This window comes from Algibacter luteus, assembly GCF_900141715.1.
In the GTDB taxonomy this organism is placed as follows: domain Bacteria; phylum Bacteroidota; class Bacteroidia; order Flavobacteriales; family Flavobacteriaceae; genus Arenitalea; species Arenitalea lutea.
Genome location: NZ_FQYK01000001.1, coordinates 781,471 through 796,599 on the forward strand (window position 1 = coordinate 781,471; position 15,129 = coordinate 796,599).

The window sequence follows — 15,129 nt, forward strand, 5'->3', positions numbered from 1 at the left end:
ATTAAATACTTATTAATTAAATAAGAAAAACCTATAAAGCGATATATTAATATAATGTTAGGTTATTCGAATTTCACTGACTTATATTGTATATTTGTGCTCTATTTAGAAACTGTCTTAATAAAAATTATTAATTCAAACTAAATTTAATAAAGAAAGAAATATGATAAAAGTCTCTGAAACAGCTAAAAAGAAGGTGATAGAGCTTATGACTGATGATGGCTACAATGCAACTACCGATTATGTTCGCGTAGGTGTAAAAAGTGGCGGATGTTCTGGTTTATCTTATGATTTAAAATTTGATAAAGAACAACAAGATGGCGATAAAGTATTTGAAGACAATGGCGTTAAAATCATAGTTGATAAAAAAAGCTTTTTATACCTTATAGGTACAACTTTAGAATATTCAGGAGGATTAAACGGCACAGGCTTTGTGTTTAACAATCCTAATGCCAACCGTACTTGCGGTTGTGGCGAATCATTTTCATTATAAAAAAGAAAGTATTATGTCGAAGTATACCGAAGATGATTTACGCGAAGAATTAAAAACCAAAGAATACGAATACGGTTTTTACACAGATATTGAATCAGACACATTTCCTAATGGCTTAAATGAAGATATTGTACGCGCAATTTCTAAAAAGAAAGAAGAGCCACAATGGATGACCGATTGGAGATTGGAAGCCTTTAGAGTTTGGCAAGAAATGACCGAACCAGAATGGGCAAACGTAAAATACAAAAAGCCAGATTTTCAAGCCATATCGTATTATTCTGCACCTAATAGCAAGCCAAAATACGATAGTATTGACGAAGTTGATCCAGAATTGTTGGCAACTTTCGAGAAATTAGGTATTTCCCTAGATGAACAGAAAAAATTAGCTGGTGTCGCCATGGATGTGGTTGTAGATTCTGTTTCTGTAGCTACAACTTTCAAGAAAACTCTAGGAGAAAAAGGTATTATTTTTATGAGTATTTCTGAAGCCATTAAAGAGCATCCAGAACTTGTGAAAAAATATTTAGGAACTGTGGTTCCACAAAAAGACAACTTCTACGCAGCTTTAAACTCTGCAGTTTTTAGTGATGGTAGTTTCTGTTATATTCCAAAAGGCGTGCATTGTCCTATGGAATTATCAACCTATTTTAGAATTAATCAAGCTGGCACCGGTCAGTTTGAAAGAACACTTGTTATTGCTGATGAAGGCAGTTACGTAAGTTATTTGGAAGGCTGTACAGCTCCAAGTCGTGATGAAAACCAATTACATGCTGCGGTTGTAGAATTAATTGCTTTAGATGATGCCGAAATAAAATACTCAACCGTACAAAACTGGTATCCTGGAAATGCTGAAGGTAAAGGTGGTGTATACAACTTTGTAACAAAACGCGGAATTTGCGAGAAAAATGCTAAAATTTCATGGACGCAGGTAGAAACTGGAAGCGCTGTAACTTGGAAGTACCCATCTTGTATTTTGAAAGGTGATAATTCAGTAGGTGAATTTTATTCTATTGCGGTTACTAACAATTATCAGCAAGCCGATACAGGAACCAAAATGATTCATTTGGGTAAAAACACAAAGTCTACAATCATATCTAAAGGTATTTCAGCTGGAAAATCTCAGAATTCTTACCGCGGATTGGTGCAAATAAACTCCAGAGCAGATAACGCCCGTAACTTCTCGCAATGCGATAGTTTACTTATGGGTAATGCCTGCGGAGCACATACTTTTCCATACATAGAAGCTAAAAATAAAACAGCAAAAATAGAACACGAAGCGACTACAAGTAAAATTGGTGAAGACCAAATTTTTTATTGTAATCAACGTGGTATTGATACTGAAAAAGCAATTGCCTTAATTGTTAATGGTTTCAGTAAAGATGTTTTAAATAAACTCCCAATGGAATTTGCTGTAGAAGCTCAAAAATTATTAGAAATAAGTTTAGAAGGAAGTGTCGGATAATATATTAGAATTCAAAATGAAAAAATTAATCATTCTACTTTTAAGCGTTTCAGTATTTGTAAGCTGTAAAAACGATTCTAAATCTGAAACACAAGAAACCCTTAATTCTTCAACAGAAGAAAATACAAAACCAAGTAACGGATTAATGCATTTAAAAGGTTCTTTTGTGTATTATGATGGTGCTGCAGTTTTACAAACAAAATCTGAGATTTATGGTGTTTTAATCACCGACAAATTGGAGGAACTTCAAAAACAAGTTGAAGAATATAAATCTGCACCAACCGATATGGTTAATGTTGAAATACGAGGTAAAGTTACAAATCAAAAAGACGAAAAAATTCTCTGGGAAAACAAGGTGGAAATATTAGAAATATTAGATGTTTCACCGGCTTCAACAGAAGAAAATAATGTTATTAAATTAGGAAGTGAATAGTATGTTAAAAATAGAAAACTTACACGCAAGTGTTGAAGATAAAAGCATTTTAAGAGGTGTAAACCTTGAAGTGAAACCTGGTGAAGTGCATGCCATTATGGGACCAAACGGTTCTGGTAAAAGTACACTAGCGGCGGTTATTGCAGGAAGAGAAGATTACGAGGTAACCAAAGGAAGTATCACGTTTGAAGGCGAAGATATTGAAGAATTAGCTGCTGAAGAACGTGCACATAAAGGCGTGTTTTTATCCTTCCAATATCCTATTGAAATTCCTGGTGTTTCAGTAACCAACTTCATGAAAACTGCTATCAACGAAACTCGAAAAGCAAAAGGGTTAGAAGATATGCCTGCTAAAGACATGTTGAAATTAATCCGTGAGAAATCAGAGCTATTAGAAATTGATAGAAAATTTTTATCCCGCTCTTTAAATGAAGGGTTTTCAGGAGGAGAGAAAAAGCGTAATGAGATCTTCCAAATGGCCATGTTAGAACCTAAACTAGCTATTCTTGACGAAACAGATTCTGGTTTAGATATCGATGCGCTTCGTATTGTGGCTAACGGTGTAAACAAACTAAAAAGTAAAGATAATGCTGTAGTAGTTATTACACATTACCAACGCTTGTTAGATTACATCATTCCAGACTTTGTACATGTTTTATACAACGGACGCATTGTAAAATCTGGTGGTAAAGAATTAGCACACGAACTTGAGGAAAAAGGATACGACTGGATTAAAGAAGAAATTAACGCGTAAAAAATCAGTTAAAAAGTAAAAAGTTATAAGGTTGCTTCAAATTAACTTTTTACTTTCTAACTTTTAAATATTTCAACTCAAAAGAATGGATTTAAAAGAAAAATTAGTATCATCATTTCTAGCATTCGAAAATCGTGTGGATGTCGATGCCTACGTGCATGATGTTAGATCTGAAGCTATAAAAGTGTTTGAAGAAAAAGGCTTTCCTTCTAAAAAAGAAGAAGCTTGGAAATACACCTCATTAAATGCAATTTTAAAAGAAGATTATAGCGTATTCCCTAAACAAGAAAACACACTAGACTATAAGGATATTAAGCCCTATTTTATCCACGATATCGATTCTTATAAAATCATTTTTATCGACGGTAAATATTCATCGCATTTATCGCAAACCACGCACGATGGTTTAGATGTTTGCCTCATGTCGTCAGCTTTAAATAAACCAAAATACCAATTGGTTATTAAAAATTATTTCAATAAAATAGCCGAAAAAGACAGTTTAACTTCATTAAATACAGCATTTTCAAACGAAGGTGCCTACATTCATATTCCTAAAAACAAAATTGTAGAAAAACCAATTCAAATTCTACACTTTTCAACAGGAAACGAGTCGGCTACCATGTTACAGCCACGTAATTTAATAGTAGTTGAAGAGAATTCGCATGTGCAAATTATCGAGCGCCATCAAAGTTTAACAGACAATCCTGTTTTAACCAATAGCGTTACCGAGATTTTTACAAACAAACGTGCTATTGTAGATTATTACAAGATTCAAAACGATAGTAAAAAAGCCTCTTTAATAGATAATACATTTATCAAACAAAGGAGAGAAAGTATTGCATCGGTGCATACTTTTTCATTTGGTGGGAAATTAACGCGTAACAATCTAAACTTTTATCAAGAAGGCGAACGTATTGATTCTACGCTAAAAGGCATCACCATTATTGGCGATAAACAGCATGTAGACCACAATACTTTGGTACATCATATCGAGCCAAATTGCGAAAGCCATCAAGATTACAAAGGTATTTTTGACGATAATTCAACAGGCGTTTTTAACGGTAAAGTTGTTGTTGAAAAAGAAGCCCAAAAAACTAATGCATTTCAAGCAAACAACAACATTTTAATAAGCGATAAAGCCTCTATAAACACTAAACCACAACTCGAAATTTTTGCAGACGATGTAAAATGTTCTCACGGATGTACCATCGGACAATTAGACGAAAGTGCTATGTTTTACATGCGTTCGCGCGGTATTCCAGAAAAAGAAGCCAAAGCACTTTTAATGTTTGCCTTTAGTAATAATGTATTAGAGTCTGTTAAAATTCCAGAAATAAAACAACGTATCACCAAAATTATCGCTAAAAAATTAGGCGTAAATATTGGGTTCGATTTATAATTAATTTATTTGAAGCTTAATCCCGCTATCCACTGTATCTTTTTTTATGTCACCCTAAGCGCAGTTCAAGCGTCAAACATAAAAAAAGGATGCCGTTTCTATCGGGGCTAGACCTATCAGCCATGTTTAATGTAGAAGACATAAGAAAAGATTTTCCCATTCTTTATCGAAAAGTAAATGGCAAACCATTGGTGTATTTTGATAATGCTGCAACATCGCAAACCCCAAAACAAGTTATTGATGTTATTGTAGATTACTATTCAAATTACAATGCCAACATACATCGAGGTGTGCACACCTTAAGTCAAGAGGCAACAGATTTATACGAGCAATCACGTAAAAAAATACAAACCCATTTTAATGCTAAGTTTTTACACGAAATTATTTTTACTTCGGGTACAACACATAGTATTAATTTAGTAGCAAACGGATTCACATCGTTATTAAAAAAAGGAGACGAGATAATCGTTTCAGCGCTAGAACATCACAGTAATATTGTCCCTTGGCAAATGTTATGCGAGCGTACAGGTGCTACTTTAAAAGTTATTCCTATGAACCTTGAAGGGGAATTGGAAATTGAAGCTTACAACAACTTACTTTCAAAAAACACCAAGCTTGTTTTTGTAAACCACGTTTCAAACGCGTTAGGAACAGTAAATCCTATTGAACACATTATTGACGAAGCGCATAAAGTAGGTGCGGCTGTATTAATTGATGGCGCACAATCTTGTCCGCATATAAAACCCGATGTGCAAGCCTTAGACGCCGATTTCTACGTAACCTCAGCACACAAAGTATGTGGACCAACTGGTGTAGGCATGCTTTATGGAAAAGAATCATGGCTTAAAAAATTACCACCATACCAAGGAGGTGGCGAAATGATTGCCGAAGTCACCTTCGAGAAAACAACTTACGCCGATTTACCACATAAGTTTGAAGCTGGAACGCCTAACATCTGTGGAGGCATTGCCTTTGGAGCCGCTTTAGATTATATGAACGCTATTGGCTTCGATACTATTGCAGCTTATGAAAACGAGTTACTAGAATATGGTACTGCGCAACTTTTAGCTATTGAAGGTTTAAAAATCTACGGGACATCAAAACATAAAACGTCCGTTATCTCATTTAATCTAGAAGGTATTCATCCATACGATGTAGGGACTATTCTAGACAAACTCGGAATTGCCGTAAGAACAGGTCACCATTGTGCACAACCTATTATGGATTTCTATAAAATTCCAGGAACAATTCGGGCTTCATTTTCATTTTACAATACAAAAGCAGAAATTGATGCCTTAGTTGAAGGTGTTAAGAAAGCTAAAATGATGCTTTCTTAAATTATCTGTCCTATCTTTTTTAATGTCATTTCAATAAATTTGAATAGTTCATTTTGTTAATTATATAACACGATGATGCATTTTGTCGAATAATTAACAAGTTTTTTGTCAATTTATTAGAAATAATGCAAAATAATTTTATCTTCAGCATCGACTAATTCAAAATAATTAATAAAAATGAAAAAAATTCTTTTAGGTATGGCTGCCATAGCCTTACTATTCACAGCTTGTGATGATGACAAAAATGAAATTATTGAGGACCAATCTGTAAAAGTCGACATGAGCGACTTTTTTGTTTACACAGACACTTCTGACGACCTCGTTTCAAAATCATCTAACAGTAAAAACAAGGTGAAAACATGTCATACCATGCATGTTTTAAACAAACAACTTGATGCGAATCCTGGTCTTGAAAAAAAGATGTATGACGTTGAGTATCACACAAGAAGTTTTATTGCTGCTAAAGGAAAACCAACTAAACCCGGAAATGGAAACGGCGGCGGCGGCGGCGGCGAAGAGCCAACACCAGATAACTTAGGCGTTATTAACATTCCTGTAAACGTTATTGTGGTTTACAGCAATTCCAATGAAAATATTAGTGATGCTCAAATAGCATCGCAAATTACCGTTTTAAACGACGATTTCAGAAAAGCAAACAACGATGTAAATCAAGCACCTGCCGAATTCTCTGGTGTAGCTGCCGATAGCGAAATTACATTTACACTTGCGAATACTTTCAGAAATGCTAGCTCAACAACCTCTTGGGGTACAAATAATGCAGTTAAGAGTGCTTATCCTCCGGTAAATCCAGAAACGCATTTAAACATTTGGGTGTGTAATATTGGTGGCGGTATTTTAGGTTACGCACAATTCCCAGGTGGTAATTTATCTACTGATGGTGTGGTATGCTCTCCGCAATACTTTGGTACTACAGGCTACGTTTCAGCGCCGTTTGATAAAGGAAGAACCATGACACACGAAGTTGGGCACTATTTAAATTTACGTCATATATGGGGAGATGGCAGATGTAAGCGAGACGATTTTGTTTCTGACACACCGTCATCAGATGGACCAAATTATGGATGTCCGTCATATCCAACTGTTAATTGTCGATCAAACGATATGACAATGAATTACATGGATTATGTTGATGATGCTTGTATGTATATGTTCTCTGAAGGTCAGAAAGAAAGAATGCGTGCTATTTTTGCTCCTGGCGGTGCAAGAGAAAGCATGCTTCCATAAAAAATATTATATAAGATAATTAAAAAGACGCCTATTTTGGCGTCTTTTTTGTATTATTAAACTAAACTTAATGCATCTCATGAAAACTATATTCATCCTTTTATCCATACTCCTAGTAAACCAAGATTGCTCTACCCATTTAAATCAAGAACAAATGAGTGTAGTTTATAACGCAAGTAGTAGAGGTTCTTATTTTGAAGTTAAATTGGAAAATGATAGCGTTTCAATAAACAGACAAAGAGGAGGCACTCCAGAAATTAAATCATTCCCCGAATCATTAAAAGACAAACTATTTTTAGAAATTCATAAAATAGATGTAAAACAACTCGAGGATTTTGAACCACCATCTGAAAATCATCACTTTGATGGCGCGCAAATTGCCTATTTACAAATTATAAAAAACAATAAAACATATCAATCTAAAAACTTCGATCATAACAATCCGCCTAAAGAGATTGAAGCAATAGTTAAAGAAATCTTATCAATTGTCGAAAACATTGAATAGCAATAATTCTTATTGTATTTTTGCATTGAATTAGATGTCAGATTGAGCACTGTCGAAACCTTCTGGATATTAAATATGCAGAAAAACTTAGGACAGAGTTTAAGATAACAAAACTAAAAAAGAACCTATGAGTATTGAAGAAATACAAAACGAAATTATAGACGAATTCTCAATGTTTGAAGATTGGGAAGAACGTTACCAATATATGATTGATTTAGGGAAAGATTTACCCTTAATTGACGACCAATACAAAACCGACAGCAATATTATAAAAGGTTGCCAAAGTAAAGTATGGGTACACGCTGAAATGAAAGACGATAAAATACAATTTACAGCCGATAGTGATGCGATTATCACCAAAGGTATTATTGCTATTTTAATCCGTGCCTTTTCAAATCAGCATCCAAAAGATATCATTGATGCTGATACCGATTTTATTGATAAAATAGGCTTAAAAGAACATTTATCGCCAACCAGAGCTAATGGTTTGGTAAGTATGATAAAACAATTAAAAATGTATGCCATAGCATACCAAACACAACTTAATTAGTGAAGTTGTGAGGCGTTAAGTGGTAAAATGGAAAAACTGCCCTTTCGGCTAAACAACAAACAACTAAACACATAAACAAAAAGTTATGAGTGAAACCATAGATACCGCCGCATTAGGCGAAAAAATAGTAAACGTACTTAAAACGATTTACGATCCAGAAATCCCTGTTGATATTTACGAATTAGGATTGATTTACGACGTATTTGTAAATGAAGATTACGACGTAAAAATTTTAATGACCCTAACAACACCAAACTGCCCCGTGGCAGAAACTTTGCCTTTAGAGGTTGAGGAAAAAGTAAAATCGCTTAACGATGTTCGCGACGCAGAAGTTGAAATTACTTTCGACCCGCCGTGGACTCAAGATTTAATGAGTGAAGAGGCTAAGTTGGAATTGGGGATGCTGTAATTTAGTTTTCAGTCGCAGTACTCGGTAATACAACGAAACGAAAAATAACTCAACAACAATACTTTCTTGAAAGACGAAATTGTAAATCGCGTAGCGAATAGTAAACTAGTAACAATTGATCTTGAGGATTATTATCCTAAAGGGCAACGTATCCTGTTTGATATTAAAGATTGGCTGTATGAAGGTTTTGTGCTTCGCGAAAAAGATTTTAGAGCGCAAGTATCAGAATTTGATTGGAACCAATACGAAGGCAGTTATGTTGCTTTAACCTGCAGCAGCGATGCTATAATTCCGGGTTGGGCTTACATGCTTCTCAGTATTCAATTGGAGTCGGTTGCCAAAAAAGTTGTTATTGGCGATTTAGAACAACTTGAAACCTCTATTTATCAAGACATCATTAACAATCTTGATGTTTCAGCATTCACAGATAAACCCATTATCATAAAAGGTTGCGCTAACAAACCCGTACCTCAAAACGCCTACATCATGCTTTCTAACAAGCTAAAACCTCTTGCTAAGTCCATTATGTATGGCGAAGCATGCTCTTCTGTACCTCTTTTTAAGAAGAAATAAATTTAATGTGACCAAACTTTGTTAATTGCGTCTAAACATTATATTTGCACAAATTTTTAACAAAAATTAAATTATGAAAAAATTATTTTTCGCATTATTATGTATTAGCGTTGTATCATTAAACGCACAAACAAAAGAAGAATTACAAGCTCAAAAAGCTGAAAAACAAGCCATAGCAGATGCTGCACAAGGTGAAGCCAATGCACTACAAGCTCAAATAGATGCGCTTCCAGGATGGAGAAAAGGTGCATTTGGTACTATTGGTGGTAGCTTATCAAACTTCAACAACTGGTATTCTCAAGGCGCACCTAACAATGCTTCTGGAAACATAGGTTTTACTGTAAATGCCTTTGCAAACTTAATAGAAGACAAGTTTTTCTGGAGAAACAGCTTAACTACCAATTTAAACTGGGTAAAATTAGACAATAAGGATAACCCTGCTGACGACGACAGCTTTAACCCAACTACTGACGTTTTTAATATTTCATCTTTATACGGAAGAAATATTGCTAAAAACTTAGCAGTTTCTGGTTTAGCTGAATACAGAACTACCCTTTTAGATAACTTTAACGACCCAGGTTATTTAGATGTTGGTGTTGGTGCGACTTGGACACCGATAGCCAATTTAATAGTAGTGGTGCACCCATTAAACTACAACTTTGTTTTTGCTGATGGAGATTCAGTTTTCGAATCGTCTTTAGGTGCTAAAATAGTTGCAGATTATACGAGACAAATTGGAGCTGTAAACTTTAAAACAAACCTATCGGCTTTCCAAAGTTATAAGTCTGGAGATTACTCAAACTGGACATGGTCTAACTCGTTTGGCTACACCCTATGGAAAATGATTGGTGTAGGTTTTGATTTTGGTTTAAGAAGCAACAAACAAGAGGCTTTAAACTACTCTATCAATACCTTAGGTAATACGGGCGAAACTTTTGATAGCGTTGATAACGACCTACAATCATACTATACGTTTGGTTTGAGCTACAAGTTCTAATCCAAAACATTTATAAACTTATAAAAAGTGCTTCCTTTTGGGAAGCACTTTTTTTTGGATAAGGTGAAATGATTAAGTTTGATTTTGTGAGAAAAAAATTATAAATTCGTTTGAATTCTGATATAAAACATCGGTTTCATATCATGAAAATTAGGCATCAGATACTCACAAAACCTAAATAACAATGAAAAATTATATTTCAATTATATCCATACTCTTATTATTTCTTTCTCCTAATATTTATTCGCAGAATTTTAATAAGGTTCCAAAAAAGCCAAATCAAGGAGATGTATTTTGTTATAATAATGAGACCAAAGAATGGACAAAAATAGATTCTGAATTATATAAAATAAAAAAAGAAGGCAAACTTGAAAGTCTTCAGTATAAATTAAAAAATTTGAATTATGATGTTGATATTACAAATTGTATTGATAAAAAAACAATTGAAGCCTTTGAAGCTGAAAAAATAAGACTCAAAAACGAAAAAAAAATCAATCGGAAATCGGAGCGGTTAAAACAAAAAGCAAAACGGAAGAAAAGACAAATAAATAAAGAAACATAGAATACTAATGCCTAACTCCGAATAAAATTATTTGTTAATCTACGCATATACAAAGCCGTTAAACAAACCCTCCAAAAGAACTTCAAACTAAGAACTAAAATAACCCACCGCAAACAGGTGCGTTAGGGATTGCCGCGGTAGCTTTTGGCGAGGCGTGCATCGAGCCAAAACTTTTAGCAGAAAGCCCGACCCTGTTTAGGGTAACGCCCAACTTCTCGATACATCTCGAATTAAATTGTAGACACTGGAAGTGACATTACTTCATGTCTTCGTAATTGTAATCGGGGTACAAAAAATGGTTGTAAGGGAAGCGGGTAATATGAATGTCGCGAACCTCGTCGTAAACTCGTTTTTTAAAGTCTTCTAGGTTTTGTTTGTTGAGCGCCGAAATAAAGAGGGCGTTGTTGCCTAACTTACTCATCCATGTGCTTTTCCATTCTTCTAGCGAGTAGTGCTTTTCGGTACGCTCGGTTTCTAAATCGTCGGCTTCTAAGGGTTCTGCTTCGTAGGCATCAATTTTGTTGAAAACCATTATGGTTGGCTTATCGCCACTATCTATTTCGCCCAAAATTTTCTCTACAGAGGCTATGTGCTCTTCGAAATTAGGATGTGAAATATCAACAACGTGCAACAACAAATCGGCTTCTCGAACCTCATCTAGAGTGCTTTTAAAACTATCTACCAATTGTGTTGGCAGCTTTCTAATAAACCCTACGGTATCGCTTAATAAAAATGGTAGGTTTTGAATGACTACTTTTCTAACGGTGGTATCGAGCGTTGCGAACAGTTTATTTTCAGCAAACACATCGCTTTTACTTATCACATTCATTAGGGTAGATTTACCCACATTGGTGTATCCAACCAGCGCCACACGCACCATTTTACCACGGTTACCGCGTTGCACCGCCATTTGTTTATCTATGGTTTTGATGCGCTCTTTTAACAGAGATATTTTATCTCTTACAATACGTCTATCTGTTTCAATTTCGGTTTCACCCGGTCCGCGCATTCCAATACCCCCTTTTTGACGCTCAAGGTGAGTCCACATACCTCTTAAACGAGGCAGTAAATATTCGCATTGTGCCAATTCTACTTGCGTTCTGGCATAACTGGTTTGTGCGCGTTGCGCGAAAATATCAAGAATTAAATTGGTTCGGTCTAATATTTTAATACCCAGTATTTTACTAATGTTACGCTCTTGTGCTGCCGATAATTCGTCATCAAAAATAGCGGTAGTAATATCGTTTTCTTCAACAAAAACACGTACTTGCTCCATTTTCCCGCTACCAATAAAGGTTTTAGGATCCGGTCTGTCCATTTTTTGGGTGAAACGTTTTACGGCATAACCTCCAGCGGTGAAGGTTAAAAACTCCAGCTCGTCTAAATACTCCTTGAGTTTAGTTTCGTCTTGGTCTTGAGTTATAATACCGATTAAAACTGCCCTTTCGAGGCTTACATCTTTCTTTTCTATCATGCTACAAAGTTACATAATTGCCGTGGTTTTATTTTTAATATTTTTAAACCTATTTTTGACCTATGACAGAATCTTTTGAAGACATTCCCGTTCGTCACGACATGCAAACTGTGGCTTTTTATAATATTGAGAATTTATTCGATTTAAAAAATGATAAATTAACCAATGATGCCGATTTTTTACCAACTTCGGTTAAAAAATGGACACCCAAACGTTTGGATAATAAACTGCGGAAAATAGGGTATGCGATTTCTAATATTGGACGAAGAGAAACCGGAAAACACCCCGCTATTGTTGGTTTAGCAGAAGTTGAAAATGATAGTGTTATTAAAGAATTGATTGCCTCTAAACATTTGGCAGATTGCAATTATGATTGGGTACACTTTGATTCTTTAGATGAACGTGGAATTGATGTGGGTTTAATTTACGACAGGACGGTTTTTAAAGTTTTACATGCTGAACCATTTACTATAGCATTAACAGATGAAGATGACACACCGGACTATACACGAGATGTTTTATTGGTTTCTGGAATTTTAGATGGTGAAAAAGTGCATGTGATTGTGAATCATTGGTCGTCTAGAAGAGAGGGCCAAAAGGAAACCGAATTTAAACGGTTGGCATCCTCTGAAAAAGTAAGCGATATCATTAGCGCTTTAAGACTTGAAGATGAACATGCAAAAATTATTGTTATTGGCGATTTTAACGACAATCCTAACAATGACAGTATAAAACGCTTGGTTGAAGGTTATGATTTATTTAACCCGATGGAAACGCTACGTTCGTTTAATCGAGGCACCGTAAAACACAAGCGCCAATGGTTTATTTTTGATCAGGTACTTATTTCTACGAACTTCTTTAAAAGTACCCAAGAGGGTTTTGAGTTTTTCAAGGCTAATATTTTTGATGAAGATTTTTTAAAGCTTTTTAAAGGCCCTTTTAAAGGCTCACCATTTAGAACCTACGTAGGTAAAAAGTACAAAGGTGGTTATAGCGACCACTTTCCAGTTTATGCTATTTTTAAAAAGTAATCAGGTAGCTTGATAGAGTACATAGGTTAAACCCAAAATTACTACAGGCAGTAACCATAGCAACCAAATATTGTAATGAAGTTTTCTGTTTTTGAGCACTTTGGCGTTTAAAACTTTACGCTTTTTACCACTGTATTGTATCCAATTTTTAAAATAGAGGAAGATAACGACTAGACCAAATAAGGTCCATGCCTTAACTGAAGACATGGTTTGTACATGCATTTGCTTAAAAAATCCAGCAAAAAACACACCTAATAATAGAAGTAAGCTACTTTGAAGAAGCGTTAAATAAAAGGTAGCGATACTATTCGTTTTTTTACTTTTTTTAGATTTATAATACTGAAAAAAGTGAAAAAATAAGGCGTCGAATGTGCTCATATATAAAAATATTGGCGCAAATGTAGCCCTAAAGTTTTACTATTCCACATAATCAATACGAATCTCGTCCAATTCGTAAATCCCATCAAAAGTATCTTGTCCGCTTCCTGTATATTTAAAGGCAATGTGAATGGTTCCTGAAAGGCAAGATAAATCTACATTCCCTGAATTAAACCAAGGCGCAAAAGAATCTGAATCTTTTACCACATAAGCGTCTGATAAAATGCTCCAAGTTGCTGTAGAGATGTTTGCTTCGGTACCATCCCAATCTAGGGAATATAACACTTCCATATAGCTGCTATCTGCTAAACTGTTGGAGGTTTTAAAGTTTAAGGTTTCACCATCTTGGGCATCTAAATCTATGGCTGGTGTAATTAACCATCCAATATTACTTTCATCGCCCGAACTTGCCGATTGAAATCTTGCCGATCTACCTAATGACGCATTTGAAGATGTAGATGAATAGCCTTCCCAAGCCTGAGTGCCTGTTTCCATATAATTGGTCCAACCATCAATTTCAACGGGTCTATTGTTTCTTTGAGACTCAAAATCTTCATAGAGTAAATTCCCTGAACCAATTGTTGAAGCAATACCACAGCTAAACTCTGAAGGGTCGCAACGCTCATTACTTTTAAAATTAATATCAGCAGATGTGTTTAATAGAAGTACATTGAAATCATCCCTAAAATCGCGACTAAATATTCCTGTTACGGTACCTTGTCCTTGTGGTACAATTAAAGTTTTAAAATCTGAAAATGTACTGGTTTGCATAATGATTTGAATACCAGAATCGCAACTTTCAAGCAATCGTAAACCATCAAATTCGTCGTATGATTCGCTTGCGAAGGTTGCTCCCATTTCGAACCGGTTTAATTGCATGTTGTTTAACTGTACTAATGTGTTTTCGTCATTTTCAGACAACTCAGCTATTCCTGATACTTTAGGTGATATCTCCACAACCTCATTGGTTCGTATTACGATGTCTTTATATTCTGCAGGTTGAATTTGTTCCACATTGGCCGCATCGCCTTTGCCAATAGTTACCACACCACTTGTTTCTCCAACCGTTAATCCTTGGAGCTTAACATATACTTTTTGCCCAATTTGATAGGTATCAGATAAACTACTTACATTAATATCTATTTTTAAGCCCAATCTTGGGTCTGCATCAGGATTGCTATCGTCTGTTTTGTTTTGAATTATTAACTCTTCGAAAAAATTGCCTGCTTTGTCTGATGATATCACAAAACCTTCAATATAAACGTCGTCATTTATAATTGCCGTTGAATTTCCGCTATTTACTGCTTGCTCATAAAGCGATTTTACGGCTTTAAAGGTTATTAATTGATTACTTGGAATATTGGGATCTTCAGATGAAATATCAGGTGTTCCAAAATCATCATCTTGCACACATGCCGTCATGATGAATAGTATCAAAATGAAGCCAAAAGCCGATTTGTTGATGTTAAATTTCATAATCTATATTTTAGTTTCCAAAGTGGTTTCAACATTGCGCCACCGTGCATT

General features: G+C 35.0%; 17 protein-coding genes. 14 read left to right on the plus strand and 3 right to left on the minus strand.

Annotated features, from left to right (window positions below; translation table 11 throughout):
- Window positions 1-163 precede the first annotated feature (163 nt).
- The 13 genes from BUA46_RS03330 to BUA46_RS03390 all read left to right on the plus strand — a co-directional run bounded on the left by BUA46_RS03330 (window position 164) and on the right by BUA46_RS03390 (window position 10,719).
- On the plus strand, window positions 164-493 hold the full coding sequence (locus tag BUA46_RS03330) for a HesB/IscA family protein (protein WP_019385974.1): 330 nt from the start codon (window positions 164-166) through the stop codon (window positions 491-493).
- A 13-nt stretch (window positions 494-506) separates the two neighbouring features.
- Window positions 507-1,955 (plus strand): Fe-S cluster assembly protein SufB, encoded by a 1,449-nt coding sequence (sufB, locus tag BUA46_RS03335; RefSeq protein WP_026009873.1) that lies wholly within the window; start codon window positions 507-509, stop codon window positions 1,953-1,955.
- 16 nt (window positions 1,956-1,971) lie between these two features.
- On the plus strand, window positions 1,972-2,388 hold the full coding sequence (locus tag BUA46_RS03340; protein WP_019385972.1) for a hypothetical protein: 417 nt from the start codon (window positions 1,972-1,974) through the stop codon (window positions 2,386-2,388).
- Between the two features lies 1 nt (window position 2,389).
- Window positions 2,390-3,142 (plus strand): Fe-S cluster assembly ATPase SufC, encoded by a 753-nt coding sequence (sufC, locus tag BUA46_RS03345; protein WP_019385971.1) that lies wholly within the window; start codon window positions 2,390-2,392, stop codon window positions 3,140-3,142.
- Window positions 3,143-3,227: 85 nt separating this feature from the next.
- Window positions 3,228-4,541, plus strand: coding sequence for a Fe-S cluster assembly protein SufD (sufD, locus tag BUA46_RS03350; protein ID WP_019385970.1), 1,314 nt, complete (start codon window positions 3,228-3,230; stop codon window positions 4,539-4,541).
- Between the two features lie 122 nt (window positions 4,542-4,663).
- Window positions 4,664-5,878: an aminotransferase class V-fold PLP-dependent enzyme gene (locus BUA46_RS03355; RefSeq protein ID WP_019385969.1), complete on the plus strand. Its 1,215-nt coding sequence runs from the start codon at window positions 4,664-4,666 to the stop codon at window positions 5,876-5,878.
- Between the two features lie 177 nt (window positions 5,879-6,055).
- Window positions 6,056-7,123, plus strand: a complete 1,068-nt coding sequence (locus BUA46_RS03360; RefSeq protein ID WP_019385968.1) for a zinc metalloprotease — start codon at window positions 6,056-6,058, stop codon at window positions 7,121-7,123.
- Window positions 7,124-7,202: 79 nt separating this feature from the next.
- On the plus strand, window positions 7,203-7,628 hold the full coding sequence (locus BUA46_RS03365; protein WP_019385967.1) for a hypothetical protein: 426 nt from the start codon (window positions 7,203-7,205) through the stop codon (window positions 7,626-7,628).
- A gap of 127 nt (window positions 7,629-7,755) precedes the next feature.
- Window positions 7,756-8,178, plus strand: coding sequence for a SufE family protein (locus BUA46_RS03370; protein WP_019385966.1), 423 nt, complete (start codon window positions 7,756-7,758; stop codon window positions 8,176-8,178).
- Window positions 8,179-8,263: 85 nt separating this feature from the next.
- The gene (locus BUA46_RS03375) at window positions 8,264-8,587 is read left to right on the plus strand and encodes a DUF59 domain-containing protein (RefSeq protein WP_019385965.1); all 324 of its coding nucleotides are present in this window, start codon (window positions 8,264-8,266) and stop codon (window positions 8,585-8,587) included.
- Window positions 8,588-8,653: 66 nt separating this feature from the next.
- Entirely contained in the window at window positions 8,654-9,160 is a 507-nt protein-coding gene (locus tag BUA46_RS03380; protein WP_019385964.1) for a DUF2480 family protein, read from the plus strand.
- A 73-nt stretch (window positions 9,161-9,233) separates the two neighbouring features.
- Window positions 9,234-10,157 carry a DUF3078 domain-containing protein gene (locus BUA46_RS03385; protein WP_019385963.1) on the plus strand — a complete coding sequence of 308 codons (924 nt, stop codon included), beginning with the start codon at window positions 9,234-9,236 and terminating at the stop codon, window positions 10,155-10,157.
- A gap of 184 nt (window positions 10,158-10,341) precedes the next feature.
- Window positions 10,342-10,719: a hypothetical protein gene (locus BUA46_RS03390; protein WP_019385962.1), complete on the plus strand. Its 378-nt coding sequence runs from the start codon at window positions 10,342-10,344 to the stop codon at window positions 10,717-10,719.
- Window positions 10,720-10,975: 256 nt separating this feature from the next.
- On the opposite strand, the gene hflX is transcribed toward BUA46_RS03390, so the two are convergent.
- Window positions 10,976-12,193: a GTPase HflX gene (gene hflX / locus BUA46_RS03395; RefSeq protein ID WP_019385961.1), complete on the minus strand. Its 1,218-nt coding sequence runs from the start codon at window positions 12,191-12,193 to the stop codon at window positions 10,976-10,978.
- A gap of 62 nt (window positions 12,194-12,255) precedes the next feature.
- Here hflX and BUA46_RS03400 point away from each other — a divergent pair, with 62 nt between their 5' ends.
- Window positions 12,256-13,224 carry an endonuclease/exonuclease/phosphatase family protein gene (locus tag BUA46_RS03400; RefSeq protein WP_019385960.1) on the plus strand — a complete coding sequence of 323 codons (969 nt, stop codon included), beginning with the start codon at window positions 12,256-12,258 and terminating at the stop codon, window positions 13,222-13,224.
- Here BUA46_RS03400 and BUA46_RS03405 read toward each other — a convergent pair whose 3' ends face one another.
- Window positions 13,225-13,602: a hypothetical protein gene (locus BUA46_RS03405; RefSeq protein ID WP_019385959.1), complete on the minus strand. Its 378-nt coding sequence runs from the start codon at window positions 13,600-13,602 to the stop codon at window positions 13,225-13,227. It lies immediately after the preceding gene.
- A 39-nt stretch (window positions 13,603-13,641) separates the two neighbouring features.
- Complete coding sequence (locus BUA46_RS03410; protein WP_035105862.1) at window positions 13,642-15,078, minus strand: DUF5689 domain-containing protein; 1,437 nt, start codon at window positions 15,076-15,078, stop codon at window positions 13,642-13,644.
- Window positions 15,079-15,129: the final 51 nt, after the last annotated feature.